The 23,969-nt window shown below is 64.9% G+C and carries 18 protein-coding genes; 9 read left to right on the top strand and 9 right to left on the bottom strand.

The features are described from left to right. Positions 1-37 precede the first annotated feature (37 nt). Positions 38-904, bottom strand: coding sequence for a diadenylate cyclase CdaA (gene cdaA, locus VAE54_RS05350; RefSeq protein WP_322800908.1), 867 nt, complete (start codon positions 902-904; stop codon positions 38-40). A gap of 253 nt (positions 905-1,157) precedes the next feature. Beyond that, positions 1,158-3,416, bottom strand: coding sequence for a tetratricopeptide repeat protein (locus tag VAE54_RS05345; protein WP_322800907.1), 2,259 nt, complete (start codon positions 3,414-3,416; stop codon positions 1,158-1,160). Between the two features lie 202 nt (positions 3,417-3,618). Here VAE54_RS05345 and proS point away from each other — a divergent pair, with 202 nt between their 5' ends. The 3 genes from proS (at position 3,619) to VAE54_RS05330 (ending at position 7,246) form a co-directional block, all read left to right on the top strand. Further along, positions 3,619-5,049 carry a proline--tRNA ligase gene (proS, locus tag VAE54_RS05340; protein ID WP_322800906.1) on the top strand — a complete coding sequence of 477 codons (1,431 nt, stop codon included), beginning with the start codon at positions 3,619-3,621 and terminating at the stop codon, positions 5,047-5,049. Positions 5,050-5,219: 170 nt separating this feature from the next. Continuing rightward, positions 5,220-6,323 (top strand): class II aldolase/adducin family protein, encoded by a 1,104-nt coding sequence (locus tag VAE54_RS05335; protein ID WP_322800905.1) that lies wholly within the window; start codon positions 5,220-5,222, stop codon positions 6,321-6,323. Positions 6,324-6,325: 2 nt separating this feature from the next. Continuing rightward, positions 6,326-7,246: a hypothetical protein gene (locus tag VAE54_RS05330; protein WP_322800904.1), complete on the top strand. Its 921-nt coding sequence runs from the start codon at positions 6,326-6,328 to the stop codon at positions 7,244-7,246. A gap of 42 nt (positions 7,247-7,288) precedes the next feature. On the opposite strand, the gene ccmA is transcribed toward VAE54_RS05330, so the two are convergent. The 3 genes from ccmA to VAE54_RS05315 all read right to left on the bottom strand — a co-directional run bounded on the left by ccmA (position 7,289) and on the right by VAE54_RS05315 (position 9,376). After that, positions 7,289-8,215: a heme ABC exporter ATP-binding protein CcmA gene (ccmA, locus tag VAE54_RS05325; RefSeq protein WP_322800903.1), complete on the bottom strand. Its 927-nt coding sequence runs from the start codon at positions 8,213-8,215 to the stop codon at positions 7,289-7,291. Next, complete coding sequence (locus VAE54_RS05320; RefSeq protein ID WP_322800902.1) at positions 8,212-8,748, bottom strand: shikimate kinase; 537 nt, start codon at positions 8,746-8,748, stop codon at positions 8,212-8,214. The genes ccmA and VAE54_RS05320 overlap by 4 nt, the downstream gene beginning before the upstream one ends. A gap of 166 nt (positions 8,749-8,914) precedes the next feature. Continuing rightward, the gene (locus VAE54_RS05315; protein WP_322800901.1) at positions 8,915-9,376 is read right to left on the bottom strand and encodes a dTDP-4-dehydrorhamnose 3,5-epimerase family protein; all 462 of its coding nucleotides are present in this window, start codon (positions 9,374-9,376) and stop codon (positions 8,915-8,917) included. A gap of 436 nt (positions 9,377-9,812) precedes the next feature. Here VAE54_RS05315 and VAE54_RS05310 point away from each other — a divergent pair, with 436 nt between their 5' ends. From VAE54_RS05310 to VAE54_RS05300, 3 genes are all read left to right on the top strand, one after another. Then, positions 9,813-10,424 carry a LysM peptidoglycan-binding domain-containing protein gene (locus VAE54_RS05310; RefSeq protein ID WP_322800900.1) on the top strand — a complete coding sequence of 204 codons (612 nt, stop codon included), beginning with the start codon at positions 9,813-9,815 and terminating at the stop codon, positions 10,422-10,424. A gap of 157 nt (positions 10,425-10,581) precedes the next feature. Next, complete coding sequence (locus VAE54_RS05305; protein ID WP_322800899.1) at positions 10,582-11,130, top strand: NUDIX hydrolase; 549 nt, start codon at positions 10,582-10,584, stop codon at positions 11,128-11,130. After that, entirely contained in the window at positions 11,131-12,945 is a 1,815-nt protein-coding gene (locus tag VAE54_RS05300; protein WP_322800898.1) for a VanW family protein, read from the top strand. Positions 12,946-13,099: 154 nt separating this feature from the next. Here the strand turns inward: VAE54_RS05300 and VAE54_RS05295 are convergent, their stop codons facing one another. Both VAE54_RS05295 and aroQ read right to left on the bottom strand, forming a co-directional pair. Continuing rightward, positions 13,100-14,977: a protein kinase domain-containing protein gene (locus VAE54_RS05295; RefSeq protein WP_322800897.1), complete on the bottom strand. Its 1,878-nt coding sequence runs from the start codon at positions 14,975-14,977 to the stop codon at positions 13,100-13,102. A 126-nt stretch (positions 14,978-15,103) separates the two neighbouring features. Then, positions 15,104-15,550: a type II 3-dehydroquinate dehydratase gene (aroQ, locus tag VAE54_RS05290; protein WP_322800896.1), complete on the bottom strand. Its 447-nt coding sequence runs from the start codon at positions 15,548-15,550 to the stop codon at positions 15,104-15,106. Positions 15,551-15,700: 150 nt separating this feature from the next. On the opposite strand from aroQ, the gene VAE54_RS05285 reads away from it, so the two are divergent. Both VAE54_RS05285 and topA read left to right on the top strand, forming a co-directional pair. Beyond that, the gene (locus VAE54_RS05285) at positions 15,701-16,783 is read left to right on the top strand and encodes a mannose-1-phosphate guanylyltransferase (RefSeq protein WP_322800895.1); all 1,083 of its coding nucleotides are present in this window, start codon (positions 15,701-15,703) and stop codon (positions 16,781-16,783) included. A gap of 65 nt (positions 16,784-16,848) precedes the next feature. Further along, a complete protein-coding gene (gene topA, locus VAE54_RS05280; RefSeq protein WP_322800894.1) occupies positions 16,849-19,029 on the top strand; it encodes a type I DNA topoisomerase in 2,181 nt (726 codons plus the stop codon). A 10-nt stretch (positions 19,030-19,039) separates the two neighbouring features. On the opposite strand, the gene rfbD is transcribed toward topA, so the two are convergent. Continuing rightward, positions 19,040-19,891, bottom strand: a complete 852-nt coding sequence (rfbD, locus tag VAE54_RS05275; protein ID WP_322800893.1) for a dTDP-4-dehydrorhamnose reductase — start codon at positions 19,889-19,891, stop codon at positions 19,040-19,042. 56 nt (positions 19,892-19,947) lie between these two features. Next, positions 19,948-21,591 carry a thiamine pyrophosphate-binding protein gene (locus VAE54_RS05270; RefSeq protein WP_322800892.1) on the bottom strand — a complete coding sequence of 548 codons (1,644 nt, stop codon included), beginning with the start codon at positions 21,589-21,591 and terminating at the stop codon, positions 19,948-19,950. A gap of 310 nt (positions 21,592-21,901) precedes the next feature. Between VAE54_RS05270 and VAE54_RS05265 the strand changes: the two genes are divergently transcribed. Next, the gene (locus VAE54_RS05265; protein ID WP_322800891.1) at positions 21,902-23,848 is read left to right on the top strand and encodes an Nramp family divalent metal transporter; all 1,947 of its coding nucleotides are present in this window, start codon (positions 21,902-21,904) and stop codon (positions 23,846-23,848) included. The last annotated feature ends 121 nt before the right edge of the window (positions 23,849-23,969 follow it).

The following is a 23,969-nucleotide window of genomic DNA, read 5'->3' as shown; positions in this document are numbered from 1 at the left end:
CTGGTCATCCTGGCAGGGCGATCCGTTCGACCTATTCTCAACTTCCCTGGTGGGGGAAGAAGAGGATCCATGCCCGCCGCCCGAGCTCCCGCAACTCCTGGAACCACCGCCGGGTCCGCTCGACCTCCGGTGGGGGGCTGTAAAAGTTCCGCAACACCAGTTCCAGGCGCCGCGCGTCCAGGCGGCGCACCATCCGTCCGTTCAGGGCCACTGAGATCGTCCCCCGTTCCTCCGAGATCACGATCGCCAGGGCGTCGCTCACTTCCGTGATCCCGATGGCCGCGCGATGGCGCAGGCCCAGCTGCGGATCCCCCACCCATCCGGTGGTAAGCGGCAGGATACAACCGGCGGCCACCACCCGCCCATCCCGGATGATCACTGCGCCGTCATGCAAAATCGTGTTTGGTGCGAAGATCGTCATCAACAGCTCCGGGGTCACCCGGGCATCCAGCCGGATCCCCGTTTCGATGTAGTTCTCAAGGCCTGTGGTGCGCTCCAGAACGATCAGGGCGCCATGCCGGCGCTCCGCCAGGCGGGGGCACGCCTGCACCAGGGCCTCGATCACCTCATCGACTCGCGCCCCCTGAGGATCTCGCTGCAGCCAGAGCCCCAGGCGGCCTAACCGCTCCAGGGCTCGACGGAGTTCCGGCTGGAAAATGATGGGGATGGCGATCAGGAGGGCCGGCAGGGTTCGCTGCAGAAGCCAGCGCATCGCCCGAAGGGAACTCAAGGGCCCGCTCAGGATCAGGACCAGCAGGATCAGGATGAACAGGCCCCGGATCAACGTAACGGCTGGTGTCCCTTTCAGGGAATACAGGATCCCGAAAAAGAGGAGAGCCACCAACCCGATATCGATCAGGCTGATCCAGTTCAGCTGATCCAGAAGATAGACCAGATCCCGCACGAAGGCTCACCCGTCTTATGGATCTTCGCCCTGTCCATCGCCATGCATGGACCTCAGGGGGATTCGGAGATCTGGACTCGCGCCGCTGGGCTCCCAGCGGGAAGGCGGAAGGACCCTCCCCCGGTGGCCTTGTCGATCGCCGGGAAGGGGCAAGGATAACCTGCGGCCCGACAGGATGCCAGGCCCCTGGGTTCCTGGGAAGGCGGGAAAGCCCGGCCGCCACCCCGAGATCCCGTGCTACGGGAAGGGAGCGTCAGCCCATCAGGGCTCGATAATCCGCAGCGCGGTCCGGGTTCAGCCGGATCAGGGATTGATAGATGGCCCGGGCATCCTTCAGGCGCCCCTGCCGGAAATAATGCTCCCCAATCCGCTCCAGATGCACGATTGCCCGTTCTGTCTGGCCCAGCTCCAGATGCACTTGAGCGGCCAGCTGCCGCAAAACCGGCTCTTCCGGGAAGAGGGCGATCAGCTCCTCGAGGTTCGAGGCTGCCTCCACCAGCTGGCCCGCCGCGCGCGCCTGATTGACCGCATCGCGAATTTCTTCCAGCGCCGGCTCGACCCGACGGGCGCGCAGATAGGCCTCCGCCAGACCCCAGCGAACCCCGAGATCCTGGGGATCGATCGCCCGGAGTTGTTCCAAATACTCCACGGCCCGGGCCCAATCCAGGCGCTGGACAGCGATCTCCACCAGCCGGAGCAGGAGAGGCCGGAGCGCTGCGCCGGAGATTCCCCGTCGCGAAGCCCAATCGAGCGCTTCCTGGCCGATCCGCTCCGCCTGCTCCAGATTCGCCATCTGCAAATACGCGTCCGCCATGCCTGTGAACGCCTGGATGGTGTGGGTGGGATCCCCCAGCTCCTGAGAGAGCTGAAGCAGTCGTTGCAGGGCAGGCAGATCGAGCGGGGCGAGCTGAAGCGCCTGCTCAAAAGCCGCCATCGCCATATATAGATCTCCCATAAACAGAAAATACTCGCCCAGGGCCCGGAATTTCCCCACCGCCGCTTCACTGCGATGGCCCCAGATGAGCAGTCGGCCCAGCGCGAGATGGGCCAGCGGCGCGAAAGGCATCCCCGCGATAATCCGCATTGCCTCCTCCAGGGCGCTGTAGAACAGATTGTGCTGTGCCCAGGTGTATGCCTGCCCCAGCTCGATCAGGAGGCGTTCCCCCTCTGGACACATCAGCGCATCCGCCAGGGTAAGGCGGAATGGCGTCTTCTCCGTCCATTGATCCAAAGCTCGTCGGATCAGGGTTACGCGATCCAGCCAGGTGGGGCTTTCCAGGATCTGCGAAGCCCCCCTCTGGAGAGCGGCCTGCTGCTCAGGATGCCGCTGGATCCAGGCCCGCAGGAAGCGATAGCGCTCGCGCACCCCCTCCGCCGGATCGGTATGGAGCAGCTCCCGTTCGATGTGCTCTAAGGCTTCCAGATATCGCTCCACCGCCCGCTCCAGGTTTCCCTGGCGCTCTTCACAACGGGCCATCAAGAGCAGGCTGGCCAGACGATAATCGGAAGCAGCCAGCGCGCGCTGAAGCCGCGAGGCGGCCTCATCGCAACGCCTCAATTCCGTCAGGATCGCACCCGTGGCGAACATGAGGGCGGGATGCTCCAGTCCGGCCGCCAGGACCTGCTCGTAAAGGGCCAGGGCCTCCCGCCACTGCCCATGGGAATGGGCGTCGACCGCCCGTCCTAATCCCGCGTGGATTCGGAACCATTCTTCTTCGGAGAACGTTCCGCGGTCCTCGGAGAACACCAGATCGGCCAGCGTATGAAGGGCCCGGGAGAGGGCCTGACGGATCAAATCCGTGGGAGCTTCGGCTTCCTCCAGCGGCAGCATCCAGAAAGCTTCCGCCCGGGCCTGTTCCGCCTCGGCTTCCATTCCCCGAGCGGGAAGGGCGGGCAAGGGGCCGGTGCCGGTTCGATGGGCCAGCTGCGCCCGCAGCCAGTCCCGCGCCTGGAGTGCCTGGGGGTGATCGGGATCCAGAGCCAGGGCGGCGCTGACCGCTTCCAGCGCCCGTTGCAGATCCCCCTGCTGGACCCAGGCACGGGCCCGGGCGAGATCCGCCCGGATCGCGGCTTCCGGCTGGTGGAGCTGGCGATACGCTTGGGACAGGGCGTCCAGGGTATCCACCCGATTCGGCTCCAATCGGACGGCCTGCACCCATGCCTGGACCGCCCGTCGGAGATCCGCCTGCGCCGCGAACAGCTGGCCGGCCTGGTGGTAATGGGATGCGGCCTCCGCGACACGGCCGGCGCGCTGGTAAACCTCCGCGAGGCGGAGCACCGGCGTAGGATCGCCCGGACGAAGCCCCATCAACTGCCGGAAGGCGGCGATGGCCTCCTCATAATGGCCGGCCTCCAGGCACGCCAGGCCCAATCCCGTTAGAGCCTCCGGCTGATCCGGAAGAGCCTCCAGCGCCTCCCGATAGGCCGCGATCGCCACCGCCCATCGCTTTTGCCAGAGGGCTTCGTGCCCACGTCTCAACGCCTGTTCGTAGCGCAGGCGATCCCCTTCCATAACTGGGCTCCCACCTGTTGGATGCCTCAAAGTGCAAGTATAGCATTAAACGACGAAGGAGGATGGGTTCCCTAAGAGTCGCTTCCCTAACCGGTCTGGATCGGCTTGAAAGGGCTCTCCAGCGTGGCTACAATAACTCTCACCGATGGGCCTGGCATAAAGGAGGCTCCATTCCATCCGAGGAGGAACAGGAGGCCGGACGATGGGTCGTATCACGCCGCGTCATGAGGATTACAGCCAGTGGTATCTGGATGTCATCCGGGAAGCGGAGCTCGCCGATTACGCCCCGGTTCGGGGGTGCATCGTCTTCCGACCTTACGGTTACGCGATCTGGGAAAACATCCAGGCGGCTGTGGATCGGCGGTTTAAAGCCCATGGCTATCGGAACGCCTATTTCCCCCTCTTCATCCCTTACTCGTTCATACAGAAGGAAAAGGAACACGTGAGCGGCTTCTCCCCGGAGCTGGCGGTGGTGACAATTGGAGGCGGGGAGACCCTGGAGGAGCCGCTGGTTGTGCGCCCGACCTCCGAGACCATCATCGGCTACATGTATGCCCAGTGGATCCAGTCCTACCGGGATCTGCCGCTGCGGATCAATCAGTGGTGCAACGTGGTGCGCTGGGAGAAGCGGACCCGGCCCTTCCTGCGGACGCTGGAGTTCCTCTGGCAGGAGGCCCATTCCGTCTTCGCCACCTACGAGGAAGCCGAGGAGGAAGCCCTGCGGGTGCTCGATCTCTACACGGACTTCGCCGTGGAGGACGCAGCCATCCCGGTGATCCAGGGCCGTAAAAGCGAGTCGGAAAAGTTCGCCGGCGCGCTGCGCAGCTATACCATCGAGGCGATGATGGGCGATGGGCGCGCGCTGCAATCCGCCACCTCCCACAATCTGGGGCAGAACTTCTCCCGGGCTTTTGAAATCCGATTCCTGGATGCTGGGAACCAGATGCAATATGCCTGGACCACCTCCCATGGCCTCTCCACGCGGATGGTGGGGGCGGTGATCATGGTGCACGGGGATGACCGGGGGTTGATCCTCCCGCCCCGCCTGGCGCCCATCCAGGTGATCGTGGTGCCCATCTGGAAGAGCGAGGAGGAGCGCTCCCGGGTGCTGGAGGCCTGCGAACAGGTCCGGCGGGCGCTGGAGCCGGAGATCCGGGTGGAGGTGGATGCGCGGGAAGAATATACCCCGGGTTGGAAATTCAACGAGTGGGAGCTGCGCGGGGTTCCCCTGCGGATCGAGATCGGCCCGCGGGACGTGGCGGAGCGACAGGTGGTGCTGGCCCGCCGGGATCAGCCAGGCCCTCAGGGGAAATGGGCTGTCCCGATGGAGGGGCTTCTGGGCGCGGTGCACGAGGCCCTGAGCACCATCCAGGCGGATCTCTATCAGCGGGCCCTGGCCTTCCACAAGGCCCATACCCATTACCCCGAGACCTACGATCAGCTTCGGGAAGCCGTGGCCGATGGGTTCGCGTGGGCCTGGTGGTGCGGAAGCCCGGAGTGCGAGGCCCGGGTCAAGGCGGATACGACGGCGACCAACCGCTGCATCCCCCTCGAGCAACCCGACGGGCGCGGTCGATGCATTGTGTGCGGCGAGCCCGCCGCGGAAATGGCGGTCTTCGCAAGGGCGTATTAACGACGGATTCTCGCGCTTTCTCTCTTCATTTGCTCGCCATCCTCGCCGCGGCCCGGAGGCCACAAGGAGGAGATAAAACGACGCATGGGGCTCTCCATGGAGCCGGATGCTTTCCAAAGCCGGAATACGATCCCGGCAAAGCTCAAAGGGCGATCGTAAAGGAGGGAACAATGGATTTTGTCATCACCGGACAAGCGGACAGCCCAGGGCTTCGATGGTTCCGGGATGGACTGTGGCGAACCCTGCGGGCGCATGGGCATACTTTCCAAGAGGAACCCACGCCGGATATCCGCCTGGTTCTCAACTTCACCCATCCATCCCGACCCCGCCCCTTCCGACGGAAATCGCAGGGGACGTTTGTCACATCGATTGTGGAGCTCCCAGAGCCGCCCGCCGATTTCCTGAAGACTTGTTATCCTATCTTAGTCCGCTCCCTCTCTAATCTTCTCATCGTGCTGATCCCGGGAACTCACGTCTCCTCATTCAATGGGATCCGCTGGGAGGCGCACTTCGTCACCCTCGAGCTCGGCCATTATGTAGAGGCCTGTAGGGAAGATGAAGGGGACTTTTTCGAGCGGATCTACCGGCGCCTGGCCCCTCTGGCCCAGGCCCGCCTGGTGATCAACAATGAGTTCCACCCCGATCTGCCGCCGGAGCTTTGGAACGGAAACGAGCGGACCGAGAAATTAAAGGAGGCAGGCCGCTTCCTGGCCTCCCTCAATCTGCTGCCCGCGCCCTTCCCGCTGGAGGAAATCCTCCCACCCCGGGATTTCCAGCATGTGAAAAGGCTGTATGGGCTGGGCGGCCTGAGCTACGGCAATCTCAGCGTGCGGGAGGATGCCGAGCGCTTCTGGATGAGCGCCAGCGGGGTGGATAAAGGGAACCTGCAGGTGATCGGCCGGGACATCCTTCTGGTGAAAGGCTACGATGCGGAGCGCAATGTGATCCTCCTGAGCGTCCCCCCGCACATCGAGCCCCGCCGCGTCTCCGTGGATGCGATCGAGCACTGGATGATCTACCGGGAGCATCCCCAGGTGGGGGCCATCATCCATGTGCACGCCTGGATGGAGGGCATCCCGGTGACGACGGTCAACTATCCCTGCGGGACGTGGGAGCTGGCGGCGGAGGTGGCGGAGCTGGTGCGCCGCTCCCCGGATCCCGCGCGGGCGGTGATCGGGCTGCGCAATCACGGGATCACCGTGACCGGTCGCGACCTGGATGACATTATGGAGCGCCTGCGCGGCCGGGTGATCCCTCAGGTTCCTATGGAGTAGAAGTGAACCGATCCTCTCGATTCCCGGCATATGCCATACTCGGGGCAATGCTCCTGGCGCTGGGAGTTCCCGGGGGACGATTGGCCCAGGGAACGGGGGAGCGGTTTTTCCCAGAGACCGGCTATACGGTCCGGGAGCCCTTTCTGGGGTTCTTTGAGGCCCATGGCGGGGTGAACTTCTTCGGTTACCCGATCACCCCCGCCATCCCGGAGCCCCCTTATGAGATCCAGTGCTTCCAGTATGCATGCTTGCGCCGGGACCCCCTGGCGCCTCCGGATCAGGCGGTGCGGTTGCTTCCCATCGCCGAAGCCTTGGGTCTGGGCACCCCACCGATCCCCCCGCAGCGGATCCCGCTGGGCCGGCCATTCCGGCGGTATGTCCCGGAGACCGGGCACACGGTGAGCGGGATGTTCCTCGCCTTCTGGTTACGACATGGTGGCGCACCGATCATGGGCAATCCGATCTCGGAGCCGTCGGTTGAAAACGGGCGGATGGTTCAGATCTTCCAGCGGATGAAAGTGGAATGGGATCCAGTGGAGCAGGCCGTGCGGCCGATGAATCTGGGGGAATCCTATGCACACATCCGGGGATTCAACCCGCGGGTTCCTGCTCGCATCTTCCAGACGCCATCTCCTCTCCGGATCTATATCGCCGTGCACCGCCCGGTCCTGGCGTCTGGCGATTGGCAGACGATCACGGTATTCGTGGCCGAGGAAAATGGCCAGCCCGTCTTCCGGGCCCGGGTCCGCATTCAGATCACCGGCCAGGGCCCATGGCTTCTGGAGACGGATGAAACCGGCAAGGCGGTTGTGCATTTCCCAGTGGGCGCCTTTCCATCCGGAACGCTGGTGGAAGTCCATGGGATGGCCTCAGATGGCCTTCGCCAGGCGGAGGCCTTCTCATCTTTCCGGATCTGGCCTTAAGGGGAGTGGTGGGGCATTGGGTTTTCGAAGCCGGCCTCGCCTTTAGGATTCCGCAGACCCGCTGCTCTCCCGGATGATCCGCAAATAGAGCTCCTCCAGCGAGGCTTTTACAGGCGTCACGCTTAGGATCGGCGCCCCCGCCTCCACCAGGCGGCGGACCAACTCCGGGGTCACTTTCCGCAGGTCCCTGACCTGGATCTCCAAGCGGCCGTTCTGGAGGACCGCCTGGATCACTCCGGGTTGCTCCTGGACCCGAGCCAGATAAGGCGTGGGGTCCCCATCGATCTCGATCGCGACCATCTCCCCAAACCGCTGGGCCCGCAGCCGATCGGGGGTGTCCAGGGCCAGCAAACGGGTGCGCAGGATCGCCACCCGATCCCCCAGGCGCTCGGCTTCCTCCAGGTCATGGGTGCACAGGAGGATCGTTCGCCCCTGGCCTTTCCATGAACGCAATAGCTCCCGGACCCCCAGGGCGGCTTCCGGATCCAGGCCCGCAGTGGGCTCATCCAGCAGGAGGATCGGCGGATCGTGAATCAGAGCCCGAGCCAGGGCCAGGCGCTGACGCATCCCTTTAGAAAGGGTAGCCACCGGATCCCGGGCCCGATCCGCCAGATCGAACTGTTCCAGAAGCTCCATGACCCGGGAGCGAGGGGCGGGGACCTCATACAGGCGCGCATAGATCTCCAGGTTCTTCCACACCGGGAGGCGCTCCCAGAAGCCCGGGTTTTCCGGTAGATACCCAATCCGACGGCGCAGCCCGTGAGATTCTGGGGTCATGGGCTCCCCGGCGATCCAGATCCCCCCAGATGTTGGAGAAATCAATCCCATGAGGAGGCGAAGGGTGGTGGTTTTGCCGGCGCCGTTAGGACCCAGGAGGACGAGCAATTCTCCGGCATGGACCTCCAGGGTCAGCCCGTCCAGGGCCAGGATCCCATCATAATGTTTGGTCAGATTCTCGACGCGAATCATTTCCCTTCCCTCTCGAGTGACCTGTAGCGTTGGAGGATCTCCTCGACCACCGCATCGGGGGAGCGCCCCGTCGTATCTACCCAGTGGGGAATCTCCCGGTAAGCGTCTTCCCGGGCCTTCCAGAGGCTCCTCAGGCGTTCCACGAGGGTTTCCCCAGGGCGAAGGCGAAGGAGCGGTCGATCAACCGCTCCTGTCAGCCGGCGGGCGATTTCCTCCAGATCGGCATACAGAAAGAACAAATAGCCTCCTGCCTCCAAGGCGGCCCGATTGGTCGGGCTTATGCATGTGCCCCCGCCGGTAGCCAGCACCCATCCCCGGGGATGGGACCATTCCTGGCAGAGGGCCGCCTCCATCGCACGGAACGCCTCCTCGCCATCGCGCTCAAAGATCTCCGGGATCGATCGCCCGGTCCGTCGGACGATCTCCTCATCGAAGTCCAGGAACGGCCATCCCAGTCGGGCCGCGAGCTGCCGACCGATCGTTGTTTTCCCAGTCCCCACAAAACCGGTGATCACCAGGTTCCGTTGTGGCATATGGAACGAATCGGATGAGATGAATGGGGAATCGGTTTTCCAGGGCCCCATCCCTTCCCGTGTTCACCTTTCCGTCGCTGTGGATATCATCGCTGAAGCAGCTTCCGCCGGTCACGGCAGGGAACTCCCGGCAGGAGGGGCTTCTCCTCCAACCCTTAGGAAGACGTTATCGGATCGGCGGCGGCGCCAGCCAGTCATAGCCGATCGTCGGATCATTATGGGGAATGCGCCCTTCGTCGTCGGGATCATAGGTCCTGGAGGTGATGTAAAAGAGGTGCACCGGCGTGGGGCTGATCACCTTGCACCCATGGGCCACGCCGGGCGGGATCTTCAATACCCGTGGTGGCGCATGATCGCCCAGGTAGAGCTCCATCGTCTGCCGATACGTTGGCGAATCCGGCCGGAGATCATGCAGGGCCACCTTCAGCGTCCCGATCGCCACATACCACCAGTCGGTCTGCTTCCAGTGGATGTGCCATGCCTTGATCACACCGGGATACATCAACGAGTGGCTCCATTGCGCGAACCCCTCGGTGAAGATAGGGTCGGTGACTCGCAGGATCTCCCGAAAGAACCCCCGCTCATCCACATGGGTGATCAGTTCCTTGAGCTCCACGCCGGCGATCATCGCTACCTCCTGCCGAGATAGAATCCCGCAACCCGATGGATGGGAGGGCGTAAGCGCACGGACTCTGGATATACGCTCTAGCGTCTCGCCCCTTTCCATTCTAAGCCGGATGGCGCGTAAGCCCTGAATCCGGGGCTGTGCATGCATGGCTCTGAACATTCAGGAAGGGAATTCTCTCTTTCCTTTGCGATTCGGATGGTCCCTCTGAGGAACGGTGAGGATTTTCTGGAACGCGGGGAGATGATGCGGCTCCCGCAAAAGCTCCGGCCGAAGCCGTCGGATGATCGAGGGGAAAGCTCCCACAGCTGGGAGATCTTTGAGGATCGACAAAAGCCAGATCTCTTGCTCTCTGGCTTCCCTTGTGTTAGTCTTTGATTACCTGTTCGGAAGGATGGAAAACCGTCCTCTGAGCGATGGATGCTCGCAGGAGGTGCCCATGGTTCGTAATCGATGGATCCACGCGCTGCCCTGGCTGGGCCTGATCTTCCTGATCCTCCTGACCGGGTGTCGCCCCATGCGCTCCCGTTCCGGTCCTGCGCCCACGGCCACACCCCAGGGATTGCTCCTGGGCCAGCCGACGCCAACCTTGCTGCCCACTCCCACCTGGACGCCGCTTCCGGTGTTTCCGCAGGGCGCTCCTACGCCGACGCCGTTCCTCTCCCCGCTCCCGACGCCGACGATGCCCGCTGTCGTCCCGGCGCCAACCTCCGCCCCTCCATCGGGGATCACCCACGTGGTCCAGCCCGGGGAGACTCTCTTCCGTATTGCCCTTCGCTATGGGACCACTGTGGAGGCCATCGTCCGGGCCAATGATCTCATCAATCCGGATTTCATCGTGCCTGGCCAGCGGCTGGTGATTCCCACGGCGGGGGCACCTGCTCCCACTCCTGCCGGCGGCGAGCGAGTCTACATCGTGCAACCCGGGGACAACCTGTTCCGCATCGGTTTGAAGTTTAACATGCTCTGGACAGTGATCGCAGCTCGCAACGGGATCACGAACCCGAACGCGATCTATCCAGGGCAGCGTCTGATCATCCCGAGCCCGTGATTCCATGCCCGGAAGGTGGCCTCGACTGCCCATGAAAATCTCATCCCGCAGGCCATGTGCGCCTCGAGGGGAAACCTGGCAGGAAGGGGCCACCGCCCCCAGCGCCCGGTCCGCCATCAGGCCGGAAACCGTATCGGTGATCCCGGTGGAGGTCTTTATGCTGGATCCTGTCATGGCGGAGATTCCGCTGGAAAGCCGGCGGGTCTATGAGGGCCGCATCCTGAACCTGCGGGTGGATACGGTTCGCCTGCCCTCAGGGGGGACGGCGCTGCGGGAGATCGTGGAGCACCGCGGGGCCGTGGCCATCGTCCCCGTCTTGACTGATGGACAGGTGGTGTTCGTGCGTCAGTTCCGCTACGCGGTTGGTCAGGTTTCTCTGGAGATCCCAGCGGGTACTCTGGAGCCTGGAGAGGATCCCCTGGCATGTGCCCGTCGGGAGCTGGAGGAGGAAACCGGCTATCAGGCTGCCCGCTGGGAACGGCTGGGAACGATCTGGCCCACCCCCGGTTACAGTACCGAGGAGATCATCCTCTTCATGGCCTGCGATCTGATGCCTGGCCCCGCACGGCCGGAGTCCGATGAGGCGCTCAGCGTGACCTCCATGTCCTGGTCGGAGATCTGGGAGGCGATCGAGGAAGGCCGCCTGCGGGATGCGAAGAGCATCGTGGCCCTGACCTGGGCTGCCCGCCGTCTGGGAGGGAAATGAATGGCTGGCGAAGCGACCTCGATCCGCTCCACCCGATGGACGCTCTCTTATATCCCGGCCCTCCTGCTCTTCATGGCCGGGCTTGGACTTCTGACGGCTGGTGCCCTGGAGTGGATCTATGCCGACCGGATCTGGCCAGGGGTTTTCATCGGCGGCGTGGACGTGGGGGGGTTGACCGAAGCGGAAGCCCGGGCCCGGTGGGAGGCCACGCTGCCCGATCCCCGGCGCCCCCTTTTCACCCTCCGGGGGCCGGGATTTGAGCAGGCGCTTTCCATGGCCGACCTGGGGGCTCACGTGGACATCCCGGGGACTCTCCAGGAAGCCATGCGGGCCGGCCGCGGGAGAGGCCTTGCCAACGGACTCGATCGGTTCTGGATCTGGTGGTTCGGCCGGACGGTGTCCCCGCGGGTGGAAGTCGACGCCGCGCTCCTGGAGGAACGACTCGCCGCGATCGCGGAGATCCTAGATCGCCCTCCCCGGGATGCCTTCCTGGAGATCCGGGGGGATCGGGTGATCGTTCACCCGGCAGAGGCCGGAGCCCGCCTGAACCAGGCGGCGCTTCAGGCACGCCTCCTGGAGGCGTTGTCCACCCTGCAGCCTCAGATCATCGACCTGCCGGTGGAGACTGTGTCCCCTGCGGTGACCGGGGTGGAGCCAGCGCGGACACAGTTGAGCCAGTGGCTCCAGGCGCCGATTCGCCTCCTCGTGCCCACCGAAACCCTTACAGTTCCCCTTCCCCTTCCAGAAGCCGGCCCCTGGGAGCTCTCCCCCGCGGATCTGGCCCGGATGATCACCGTGGTCCGGGTGGATGCCCCGGCGCCGCATCTGGAGGCCCGGCTGGAGGAAGCCCGCCTGCTGGAATGGCTGACCCCGATCACTCAGACGCTCCGCGCAGACCCAGTGGATGCCCGGTTCGTCTTCGATGAAGCGCAACGGCGACTGGTTCCCATCGCGCCTTCCCGATGGGGCTATCGGGTGGAGATCACAACCACCGTGGCCCGCATCCGGGAAAGCCTTTCTGGGCCGACCCGGGAGGTCCCGATCGCCCTGACGCTGGTCCCCCCGCGCTATCCGGAAACGGTGACCGCGGAGGCGATCGGGATCACAGAGCGCCTCGCTGCGGCGACCACCAGCTTCAAAGGCTCCCCTCCCCCGCGGGTGCGGAACATCACCCTCGGGGCCTCCCGGATGCACGGCGTGGTGGTTCCACCCGGCGAGGTGTTCTCCTTCAATGCCCACCTGGGGGATGTCAGCGTGGACACCGGGTTCGAAGAGGCGCTGATCATCTTCAATGGGCGGACCGTTCGAGGGGTGGGCGGGGGGCTTTGCCAGGTCTCCACCACCTTGTTCCGGGCCGCCTTCTTCGGAGGCTTCCCCATCGAGGAGCGCTGGCCTCATGCCTATCGGGTAGGATGGTATGAGCGAACCTTTGGGCCCGGGCTCGACGCCGCTATCTTCTCCCCTTATGCGGATTTCAAGTTCCGGAACGATCGCCAGACGCCGATCCTGATTGTGGCGGAAGTCGATCCGGAAGCGGGGACGTTAACCTTCAAGATCTACGGCGCGAACGATGGGCGAAAGGTGACGGTGGAAGGCCCCTTCGTTTCCAACATCGTCCCCCATGGCCCTCCTATCTACGAGGAAGATCCCACTTTGCCGAAAGGGAAGATCGTCCAGGTGGATTGGGCGGTCGATGGGGCCGATGTGCTGGTCAAGCGGAAAGTCGAGAAGGATGGGCGGATCCTGTATGAGGATCGAGTGTTCACCCGTTATCAGCCCTGGCAGGCCATCTTCAAGGTGGGGACAGGGGAATGATCCTCCGTGTCCCTCGCTCCCGAATGGTTCGAACGGCTCAACAGCCCTCCGCGGCCGTCCAGCGGAGGCCTGCGGGAAACTTCTCCCGCCCTGAGCGGAGTGACCGCTCGATAGAGCCGCGATCCCGAGGTCGGCGGCGTTACCTCTGCCTCCCTCATGGCCGCACGGTCAGCTCGCTGATCAGCACGCTGTTGTTGACCGCGCTGGAATACCCGGGGGTCAAGACGACCACCCGGGCGGCCGGATTGCCCTCCGGGTAGAGACCGGTTCGGAGCTGATAGATCCCAGGCGGAGCCCCACCCGGGATGGGCAGGGCCAGCGGATCCCGCACGATCTGCCCCGGCTGCCAGGCTGGGATAGGGGGGTTCGGTTGGGCATCCCGCTGGGCGATCAGCTGGCCGTTCGGGCCGATCAGATGGACGAAGATCACCAGCGGCTGATCCACCCGTTGCAGGGAGCGCCACTCCAGGGTGGCGACAACGGTTTCCCCAGGCCGGAAATCCCGCTGGGGCAGGTCCACGGCATCCAGCACCACCCAGTTGGCGAAGTTCGCCCCGATCTCGACCCGTGTCCCCGCGCTCACCGTCAACGTGAGAGGCTGGCCCACGCCCAGAAGGGCCCCGGGCGGAGGGATCTGAGCCAGGATCCGCCCGGGAGGTTCTGGGCTCCACACCCGTTCCACCCGCACATCCCATCCATATGAGCGCAGGCCGTTCAGGATGTTCTCGTCCAGGGTATATCCCAGGACGTTGACGACCGGGAAGACCGGTGCACCACGGTTGACCGTGACCTGGATGGTTTCGCCCGGGTGCAGCGTCGCCCCTGGAGGAGGCTCCTGGGCGATCACCACGCCTGCAGGCTGCTGAGGATTTTCCACCTCGCGGATAACCGAAAGCCCCAATCCGAGCCCCATCGCCCGCGCCTGCGCATCGACGATGGGCAATCCCCGGAGATCGGGAACCTGGATGGTCGGCGCGATGGTCGGCGGCGGAGTGGGGGTCGGAAGGCCCGCTGAGCCGCCCAGCCACGCCCGGTAGACCAGCAACCAGAGGGGGATCAAGCCCAGGACAGCCAGCGCCGCCAGCGCCCCCAGGAGCCAGACTATCCAGTCCCGTTCCTCTGGGAAAGCAGGGGCTGTTGACGAGGGATGGGCCGGAGCCGGCGGGGAAACGTCCGGGATGGTCCGCTCAGCCGGCTGCTCCGGGAGGCCCATCGGGGATGGCATCGGATGATGCTGAAGCAGCACCCGGGCCAGCTGATCCGCGTTCCGGTAGCGCCGGGCGGGCTCCTTTTCCAGACAGGTGAGGAGGATCGCAATGAGATCGTCCGGCAGCGTCGGCTGGAAAGTTTTCGGAGAAGGAGGGACCTGCGTCCGATGGGCTTGAAGCCATTCAGCGGGAGTGGAAGCCTCGAAAGGAAGACGCCCTGTGAGCATTTCATAAAGAATGAGGCCCAGACTGTAGACGTCGGAGGCCGGGGTGGGCGGCTGGCCGGCGGCCTGCTCCGGAGAGAGATACTGCGGGGTAGCCCAGGTCGTTCGATCGGGATCCCGGGACCACCGGAGGGCCGCGATGCCGAAGTCCACCACCTTGACCTCGCCGGACCGGGATACCAGGACGTTCTGGGGCTTGAGATTGCCGTGCACGATATTGTTCCGGTGAGCGTAACCCACCCCGGCGCAGATCTGGAGAAAGAGTTCCAGCGCTCGCTCCACCGGGAGGGGAGCGCTGTGGCGGATCAGGGTTTTGAGATCCCAGCCGTCCACATACTCCATCACCCAGTAAGGCTGGCCGTTCTCCCAGCCGAAATCATATACGGTCACCAGGTTCGGGTGGGATAGGCTGGCCAGCAGACGAGCCTCGGCCTCCAGCCGCTGGCGCAGCGCCGGATCCTGCAGGCGATCGCTGCGGAGGACCTTAATGGCCACCGTGCGCGGGAGGACCGTGTCGAACGCCCGATAAACCACGGCAGACCCGCTGCGCTCCAGCGTGCTCAGAATGCGATATCGTCCCGCAAATAGCGTTTCGGCCATCGCTTCCTCAGCTTTTCGGATGGTAAGAGATCCGCCGCTGGGATCTCCTTTCGGGAGATCGGTTCTCATTATATCGAAGGACAGGTCGGACCCATGAGGCATTCCCCCGGGGGCCGATTTCCCCGATTAACGACCCTTGGCCTCCTGGAGCAGCGCATACAGTCCCTCGAGCCCCAGGATGTAGCTCCGCCATCCGAAGCCCAGCACCACCCCGCGGCAAACCGGAGCGATCACCGAGACCCGCCGCCATTCCTCCCGGGCCTGCGTGTTGGAGAGATGGACCTCCACCGCTGGCAGGTTCACCGCGGCGATGGCGTCGCGCAGGGCATAGCCGTAGATGTGCAGGGCGCCGGGATTGATGAGGATCCCATCCGCCCACCCCCGGGCTTCATGGAGGGCGTCGATCAGAGCGCCCTCATGGTTGGACTGGATGATGCGCAAGTTGACCCCGTGAGCCGCTGCCCACTCTTCCAGCCGGGCGTTGATCTCCTCCAGGGTCATCGCCCCGTAAATATGGGGCTCCCGGGTTCCCAGCAGATTCAGGTTCGGGCCGTGCAGCACCAGGATGTTCATCCGCGACCTCCCCGAGCATCAGAGACGGATCGGCCAATGGGCCACCCGGTCTGTTGGAAGTTGCGAAACCGTCCGGTTCTGCGTATCGTTATTTTCCGCCAGAACCGTCGCCGTGGAAAGCGGGATCCTGGGGGCTTGGGAGGCGCGGAGATGAGCGGGGAGCCTTTTGCCGTGATACTGGCGGGGGGAAGCGGCACGCGCCTGTGGCCGCTGAGCCGGCAGAGCCGCCCCAAGCAGATGCTCCGGCTGCTGGGGGAGCGGACCATGTTTCAGCTGACGGTGGATCGCCTGCTTCCGATGTTCCGACCGGAGCAGATCCTGGTCGTCACCGGCCAGGAGCACGCGGAGGAGTTGATCCACCAGGCTCCGGAGATCCCCCAGGAGAACTTCCTGGTGGAGCCGGTGGGGCGCAACACGGCGCCCGCCATCGGCCTCGCTGCCCTGCACCTTCGCCGGCGAGCGCCGCATGCCCTCATGGCCGTCCTGCCCGCCGATCATTACATCCGGGATGAAGCCCGCTTCCGGGCCGTGCTCCGCGCTGCCTTCCAGGTGGCGGAGAGAGGGTTCCTGGTCACCCTGGGCATCCGCCCCACTTACCCCGCCACGGGCTTCGGCTATATCGAGCGCGGGGAGCCCCTGGGCCGCTTCGGCGGCTTCATGGCCTACCGCGTCCTGGCCTTCCGGGAGAAGCCGGACCTGGCGACCGCCGAGCGCTTTGTGGCCGACGGTCGCCATTCCTGGAACAGCGGTATGTTCATCTGGCGGGCGGATCGCATCCTGGAGGAGATCGAACGAAACATGCCGGAGCTCGCCGCCGGGCTCAAGGCGCTGGAGGCGGCCCTCGGGACCCCCGAGGAGGCGGCGGCCCTGCGCCGGATATGGCCGGAGATGCCGAACACCAGCATTGACTACGGGGTGATGGAGAAGGCGCAAGAGGTTGCCGTGATCCCGGCGGAGTTCGGATGGAACGATATCGGCAGCTGGGCGGCGCTGCTGGATATCCTGGCCGCAGATGACCAGAGCAACGTGGTCCTGGGGACAGAACACCTGGGTCTGGACACCTCCGGTTCGTTGATCTTCGGGAATGGCCGGCTGGTGGCCACCGTGGGGATCCAGGATCTCATCATCGTGGACACTGAAGATGTCCTCCTGGTCTGCCATCGTGAGCGCGCCCAGGATGTCCGTCTGCTGGTGGAAACCCTGAAGCGGGAGGGACGGCAGGAATATCTGTAGCGTTCCGTCCGGATAAACGGCCCCTATTCCCTTTACCTGCAGGGATGAGGTCTGGAGGGAAGAAAATGTCGGAGAAAGGCACACGGCTGGTCATTGTGGAATCCCCTGCCAAGGCCCGCACGGTAGGCCGCATCCTGGGCCGGGGTTTCGTGGTGAAGGCGTCCATCGGACACGTGCGGGACCTGCTGAAATCCCAGCTGGCGGTGGACATCGAGAACGACTTCAAGCCCACTTATCGGGTGCCGAAAGAGAAGCAGGCGGTGGTCCGGGAGCTGCGGGAGGCCGTGAAGGAGGCGGCGGAAGTCTATCTGGCCACCGACCCGGATCGCGAGGGGGAAGCCATCGCTTGGCATCTGACCGAGGTGGCGAACATCCCGGCCTCGAAGCTGCGCCGGGTGGTCTTCCACGAGATCACGGAGCCGGCGATCAAAGAGGCCTTCGCCCATCCCCGGGGCATCGATATGCAACTGGTGAACGCCCAGCAGGCCCGGCGCATCCTGGATCGCCTGGTGGGCTACAAGCTGAGCCCGCTGCTCTGGGAGAAAGTGCGCGGGCGCCTTTCCGCCGGCCGGGTGCAGTCGGTGGCCCTGCGGCTCATCGTCGAGCGGGAGCGGGAGATCCAGGCCTTCGTCCCGGAGGAATACTGGACCATCGCCGTGGAGCTCTCCAAACTCGATGAGGATCGGACCTTCCGCGCCCGTCTGGTTCGCTATCGGGGGGCCGAGCCTGAGCTCCATAACGAGGAGCAGGTGCGCCCGCTGGTGGAGGAGCTGAGGGATGCTCTCTATGGGGTGGTCAGCGTCAAGAAGGGCGAGCGCCGGCGGCGGCCGGCTGCCCCGTTCACCACCAGCACGATGCAGCAGGAGGCCTCCCGACGCCTGGGCTTCACGGCCCGGCGCACGATGGCCGTCGCCCAGCAGCTTTACGAGGGCCTGCCGCTGGGCGAGGAGGGTTCCGTCGGCCTCATCACCTATATGCGCACGGACTCCACGAACATCTCCCCTCTCGCTCAGGAGGAGGCCCGCCGTTTCATCGCCCAGACCTATGGGGAGCAGCTGCTCCCTCCCGAGCCTCCGGTCTACAAGACCCGAGCCCGGATCGCCCAGGAGGCCCATGAGGCCATCCGTCCTACTTCGGTGTTCCGGACGCCGGAATCCGTGAAACCCTATCTGGATCGCGATCAGTATCGCCTTTACGAGCTGATCTGGAAGCGGTTCGTGGCCAGCCAGATGGCTCCCGCCATCCTGGACACCATGACGGTGGAGATCGTGGCGGTGCCCCGCTCACTGATCGCTAACGGGGAGATCCCCGCGGAAGCCCTGGAGAGCCCCCGCTATCTCTTCCGGGCCACCGGTTCCGCGATCCGCTTCCCGGGCTTCCTGGTGGTTTACGAGGAGGCCCGTGAGGAAGATGTCCGGCCTGAGGAGGAAGAGGAGGGCGGCGGGCTTCTGCCGCCGCTGGAGCCCAACGAGCGGTTGCGGCTCTGGCAGGTGCTGCCCGAACAGCATTTCACCCAGCCGCCGCCGCGCTACACCGAAGCCTCGCTGATCAAAGCGCTGGAGGAATACGGCATCGGCCGGCCCAGCACATATGCCCCGATCATCTCCACCCTCTTCCAGCGAGGGTATGTGGAACGGGTGGATAAACGTCTGGTGCCCACCCCGCTGGGGATCACGGTGACCGACCTCCTGGTCCAGCATTTCCCGGACATCATGGATGTGAACTTCACGGCCCGGATGGAGGAGGATCTGGATCGCATCGCCGCCGGTGAAGTGGACTGGGTGGAGGTGCTGCGAGCGTTCTATGGACCCTTCGAGCAGCGGCTCCAGGCTGCTCTGGCCGGGATCCAGAAGATCTCCCTGGATCACGAGCTTCTGGACGAACAGTGCCCCGAGTGCGGCGCGCCGCTGCAGATCCGCTACGGCCGCTTCGGGAAGTTCGTGGGCTGCACGCGCTTCCCGGAGTGCCGTTACACCCGGCCCTTCTACCACAAGCTGGGCATCCCATGCCCGCAGTGTGGCGGAGAGCTTCTGGAAAAGAAGACCCGGCGGGGCCGCACCTTCTATGGATGCAGCAACTGGCCCGCGTGCAACTTCACCACCTGGAAGCGGCCATTGACCGTGCGCTGCCCGCACTGCGGCGGCGTCCTGGTGCAGGACGATCGGGAGAACGCCCACTGTCTGAAGTGCGAGGCGATGGTTTCCCTCGAGGAGCTGGAGCTGGAGGAGGCTGGCGAAGGCGCGTAAACCCCGAATCCTAAGGGACGATAGACAGCCCCATCCGTTCCAGGCATTCCGCCAGGGCCTCCGTCCATGGCCGCATGGGATCGCGGCCCTGCAGCTCCAGCACGTAGTTCCGCAGCGGTGTCCGGTCCGGCCGTGGGGCGCGCCGGCCGGACACCGCGGACAGCCGGATGGCCTCCTCTGGGTTCCGCCCCAGCATCGACAGGATCACCCGGGCCATCTCGTATCGAGAGGCCGCGCCGTGATTTACCATGTGATAGACCCCATAGGCGGGATATTCCAGAAGGCGTAGAAGACCCCGGGCGAGATCCAGCACCGAAGTGGGGGAGCTGGTCTGAGCGATCCCCCCCACGGGTTCCCCGCGCTGGATGCGTTCCACGGTTTGGGTCACGAAATGACGGCCCCATGGGGCGAAGAGCCACGCCGTCCGCACGATGAAATGCCGTGGGCAGAGGGTTCGCACGGCCTCCTCGGCCATCCATTTGCTCCGCCCGTAGATATTGATCGGGTTGGGAGCGTCGAACTCGGTGTAAGGAGTTCCCTTCGTGCCGTCGAACACATAGTCCGTGCTGATGAAGATGAGGGTGGCCCCGATTTCATGAGCGGCTGCGGCCAGACAGGCGGTGCCCACCGTGTTCACCCGGAACGCGAGATCCGGATCCGACTCGCAACGGTCCACATCCGCAATCGCGGCGGCGTGGAGGATGACCTGCGGATGAAGCTGACGGACCGCTTCGAAAATCTGGGGCGGCCGGGCGAGATCCAGCTCCGCATGGGATGGCGCGAGCACTTCATGTTGCGAGCTCCAGATTTCCCGAAGGGCTCGCCCCAGCATCCCCGTTCCACCGGTGAGAAGCACCCGCATCGCGCTCTCTCCACGATGAGAAAGAGGGGAAGGTGAGGCAGATAGCTCCCCTTAGACTAAAAATACCGCGCCGACAGGATGCCGGGCGGCAGCGGCTGGGTGCGGACGTTCAGGCAGGCCGGTCGCCCCGCTGCGGCCATCCGTGTTAGAGCGGGCTGGATGTCCTCCGGGCGTTCCACCAGCTCGCCGTAACCTCCGAAGGCCTCCACGATCCGATCATAGCGGGTGGGAGCCAGGGCGGTCGCCACCGCGCGAGCTTCCCCTACCATTTCAATCTGGGGTCGGCGGATCTGGCTCCACGCCGCATCGTTGGCCACCACGCTCATAATAGGAAGTCGAAAGCGCACGGCTGTGTCGAATTCAAAACCATTGAACCCGAAGGCCCCATCGCCGAAGAGCACCAGCACCCGCCGATCCGGATAAGCCAGCTGAGCCGCGATCGCGAAGGGCACCCCGATCCCCAGACATCCGAAAGGCCCGGGATCCATCCAGTTCTCCGGCCGGTAAACCGGGAGGATACGGGAAGCGGCCGCCACGATATCTCCCCCATCGCCGATGACGATGGTTCGGTCATCGATGAAGCGGGCCAGCTCATGGCATAATCGCAGCGGATGGATGGGGATATCCGCGGCGTCCTTCCCCTGGGCCCAGAAGGCCGCCTCGGTCTCCTCGATCGCCCGCAGCGCCTCCCGCCACGCCGTCCACCGCCGGCCCGGATGGCGGGCCTGCATGGCCTGCCGCCACTCCTCCAGGATGATCCCGATATCCCCCACCAGCCCCAGATCCACCGGCCGGTTGTGCCCGATCACCGTGGGCTCCAGATCCACGTGGATGATCCGCGCCGTTGAAGCGATCTCCTGCCCGAATTTCAGCCGGAAGTCGAATTCTCCACCGACCAGGATGAGGAGGTCCGTCTGAGCGAAAGCCTTGCGCCGGGCATGCTGGAAAAACTGCGGCGAATCCGGGGGGAGAGTTCCTCGGGCCATTCCATTCGTAAACAAGGGAAGATCCAGCGTCTCCACGAATCGGGCGAGGGCACCATAGGCGTTGCACCAGCGGATCCCGCTCCCCGCCATCACCACGGGGCGTTCCGCTTCGGAGAGCATCGCCGCCGCGTGCTCCAGCGCCGGCTTCGTTGGGCCGGGCCGCGGCACGTTCCGCTCGAAGCGGGGAAAGGCCACGTGGCGCTCATCCGCGAACCGGAAGAGGACATCCAGGGGGATCTCCAGGAAGACGGGGCCGGGGCGGCCGCTTACCGCATGGCGAAGGGCGATCTCCATGAACTCCGGGATCCGTTCGGTCTCATAGACAGCCCCCGCCCACTTGGTGATCGGCCGCATCACCGCCAGGTGATCCATCTCCTGCAGGGAGCCCCGGCCGAGCTGGGCGAAGGGCCCCTGGCCGCCGATGACCAGCACCGGGCTGTTGGCCCGGAAGGCGTTGGCCACCCCGGTGACGCTGTCGGTGACTCCGGGGCCCGCGGTCACCACGGCGACCCCCGGCCGGCCGGTCAGGCGGGCCCATGCATCGGCGGCGTGGACGGCGGCCTGCTCGTGGCGGACGTCGATGATGCGGATCCCCTCGTCGAGGCATCCGTCGTAGATGGGCAGAATATGGCCGCCGCACAGAGTGAAAACCACCTCCACCCCTGCGGCCTTCAGGGCCTTGGCCACCAGCCGCCCCCCGTGCACACTCGACATCTCCTTCCCTCCCCTCAGGCTTCGAATCGATGCGTGATCTACACAGCCTCATTTTAACGCAACCAGGGATCTGACCTCGAAGGAGAAATCGCGAGAGCCATCCGGCTTGCGTCCCCCTGGTGCTCAAAGAGAAGCACGGCCAGCGCCCCGATCGCTGAGAGGGTAAGGAGAACCCGTCAGCGATTTGACATCATTTTTAGGTCCGACTAAATTTATGGGGGAGAAACACAACTCTGCTTTGAGCGGGTGATCTTCCGAATATACGCTGATATGACCGGTCCAGGCGAGGCCGGGAAACCGGGAGGCGATCATGCGCAAGGCCCATGTGTCCCTGGAAGAGGTGCACGAAAGCGTGGATCTCCTCCAGGATGTCCGCTGGTGGCGCCGCTGGTTTGCCGTGGCCGGCCCGGCGATCATGGTGGCCGTGGGGTACATGGACCCGGGGAACTGGGCCACTGACCTGGCCGCAGGGAGCCGCTACAACTACGCCCTCATCTGGGTCTTGCTCATGTCCAACCTGATGGCGGTGCTTCTCCAGAGCCTGGCCGCCCGCTTAGGCATTGTCAGCCGGCGGGACCTGGCCCAGGCCTGCCGGGAGGAGTATCCACCCCTGGTGAACATCCCGCTGTATATCCTGGCGGAGATCGCCATCACTGCGACGGACCTGGCCGAAGTGCTGGGGTCAGCCATTGCCCTGCAGCTCCTGTTCGGCATCCCCCTCCTGTATGGGGTTCTCATCACGGCCTTCGACACGCTGCTCCTCTTGTTCTTGTCCCACTATGGAATCCGTAAGCTGGAGGCAGTTGTCGCATCGCTGGTAGGGACCATCGGTTTGGCACTGCTGGTGGAGATCTTCCTGGCCCGGCCCGATTGGCCGGACATCGCCTCGGGCTTTGTGCCTTCCATTCCCGATACAACCGCGCTCTACATTGCCATCGGAATGTTGGGCGCCACGGTCATGCCCCACAACCTGTATCTGCACTCGGCGCTGGTCCAGACGCGGCGGGTGAAGCGCGATAAGGCGTCCCTGCGGGATGCCATCCGCTGGAACACGATCGATTCGGCGGTGGCGCTGAGCCTGGCCTTCTTCGTGAACTCAGCCATTCTGGTCATGGCCGCGGCTGTGTTCTACCGAAACGGGCTGCGCGAAGTGGCGGAAATCCAGGAGGCCTATCGCCTGCTGGAACCGCTCCTGGGCACGACGCTGGCACCGCTGGCCTTCGGCATCGGGCTCCTGGCCTCAGGGCAAAGCTCAACGATCACGGGCACGCTGGCCGGCCAGGTGGTCATGGAAGGATATCTCAACCTGCGCATCCGCCCATGGCTGCGCCGGCTCATCACCCGCCTGCTGGCCATCACGCCCGCGCTTATCGCCATCTCCCTCTTCGGGGAACACGCCACCAGCGATCTCCTGGTCCTCAGCCAGGTGATCCTCTCCCTGCAACTGCCCTTCGCGGTGATTCCCCTCATCCACATGGTCTCGGACCGGGAGCGGATGGGGGAGTTTGCCCTCGGAAGGCGGATGCAGGGGGTTGCCTGGACTGTGGCCGGCGTGATCGTGGCACTGAACGTCAGGCTGCTGGTGGACGAGGTCAGCGCCTGGATGGCCGCAGCCGGCCCGGAAGCGTGGTGGGTCCGGGCTTTGGTCTTTCCAGCCGCCGCGGCGCTGGCGGCGCTCCTCGTATACATCACCGTGCGCCCATGGCTGGACCCCTACCTGGGCCGCGCGGGGGTGTCATCGTGGACGCCCGTCCACCGCGAAGCACCGGTGCCATCGCAGGTGACGCCGCCGACCCCATACCGCCGCATCGTGGTGGCGCTGGACTTCGGTGGCGGGGAGGAGCGCTTGTTGCGCGAGGTGGTCCGGGTGGCCGGGGGAAGCCGGCCGCACGTCTACCTGATCCACGTGGTGGAAAGCCCGGCCGCGCGGGCCGTGGGCCCTCAGGCTGCGGATTCCGAGGTGGCGCGCGACGAGGCGCGGCTGCAGGGGTATGCCCGGTTGCTGCGGGAGCAGGGGTTTGAGGTCACATGCCTCCTGGGCATGGGGCACCCGGTGCCGGAAATCGCTCGTCTGGTGAACGAGACGGCTGCGGACCTGCTCATCATGGGGAGCCACGGCCACGCCGGACTGGCCGACGTGGTCCATGGCACGACCATCGAGGGCGTGCGCCACCGCGTGCGGGCCAACGTGCTCATCGTGAACCTGGGGGAGAAAGAAGCCGCCGAAAGCGCGTGGGCTGCTTCTCCCTCCGCATAAGGGGGGCCAGGGGCTGCTCTACCCGCGTGGACCGGTCCGTGGGGAGGAGCGCCTGGCCCCCTGTGAAGATGCGCTGGACGGTGGCCTCCTTTCGGTTCCCCTTCCCCTTGACCCTTCCTTT

The sequence above is a fragment of the Thermoflexus sp. genome, from assembly GCF_034432235.1.
In the GTDB taxonomy this organism is placed as follows: Bacteria; Chloroflexota; Anaerolineae; order Thermoflexales; family Thermoflexaceae; genus Thermoflexus.
Note: the sequence above shows the minus strand (reverse complement) of the source record. Positions and strands in the feature narration are given on the sequence as shown.

Bases quoted from the DNA above. Each gene is read 5' to 3' on its own strand.
- VAE54_RS05345 (WP_322800907.1), bottom strand. From the start codon at position 3,416: ATGGAAGGGGATCGCCTGCGCTACGAACAGGCGTTGAGACGTGGGCAC.
- proS (WP_322800906.1), top strand. From the start codon at position 3,619: ATGGGTCGTATCACGCCGCGTCATGAGGATTACAGCCAGTGGTATCTG.
- VAE54_RS05335 (WP_322800905.1), top strand. From the start codon at position 5,220: ATGGATTTTGTCATCACCGGACAAGCGGACAGCCCAGGGCTTCGATGG.
- ccmA (WP_322800903.1), bottom strand. From the start codon at position 8,215: ATGATTCGCGTCGAGAATCTGACCAAACATTATGATGGGATCCTGGCC.
- VAE54_RS05320 (WP_322800902.1), bottom strand. From the start codon at position 8,748: ATGCCACAACGGAACCTGGTGATCACCGGTTTTGTGGGGACTGGGAAA.
- VAE54_RS05315 (WP_322800901.1), bottom strand. From the start codon at position 9,376: ATGATCGCCGGCGTGGAGCTCAAGGAACTGATCACCCATGTGGATGAG.
- VAE54_RS05310 (WP_322800900.1), top strand. From the start codon at position 9,813: ATGGTTCGTAATCGATGGATCCACGCGCTGCCCTGGCTGGGCCTGATC.
- VAE54_RS05305 (WP_322800899.1), top strand. From the start codon at position 10,582: ATGCTGGATCCTGTCATGGCGGAGATTCCGCTGGAAAGCCGGCGGGTC.
- VAE54_RS05300 (WP_322800898.1), top strand. From the start codon at position 11,131: ATGGCTGGCGAAGCGACCTCGATCCGCTCCACCCGATGGACGCTCTCT.
- VAE54_RS05295 (WP_322800897.1), bottom strand. From the start codon at position 14,977: ATGGCCGAAACGCTATTTGCGGGACGATATCGCATTCTGAGCACGCTG.
- aroQ (WP_322800896.1), bottom strand. From the start codon at position 15,550: ATGAACATCCTGGTGCTGCACGGCCCGAACCTGAATCTGCTGGGAACC.
- VAE54_RS05285 (WP_322800895.1), top strand. From the start codon at position 15,701: ATGAGCGGGGAGCCTTTTGCCGTGATACTGGCGGGGGGAAGCGGCACG.
- topA (WP_322800894.1), top strand. From the start codon at position 16,849: ATGTCGGAGAAAGGCACACGGCTGGTCATTGTGGAATCCCCTGCCAAG.
- rfbD (WP_322800893.1), bottom strand. From the start codon at position 19,891: ATGCGGGTGCTTCTCACCGGTGGAACGGGGATGCTGGGGCGAGCCCTT.
- VAE54_RS05270 (WP_322800892.1), bottom strand. From the start codon at position 21,591: ATGTCGAGTGTGCACGGGGGGCGGCTGGTGGCCAAGGCCCTGAAGGCC.
- VAE54_RS05265 (WP_322800891.1), top strand. From the start codon at position 21,902: ATGCGCAAGGCCCATGTGTCCCTGGAAGAGGTGCACGAAAGCGTGGAT.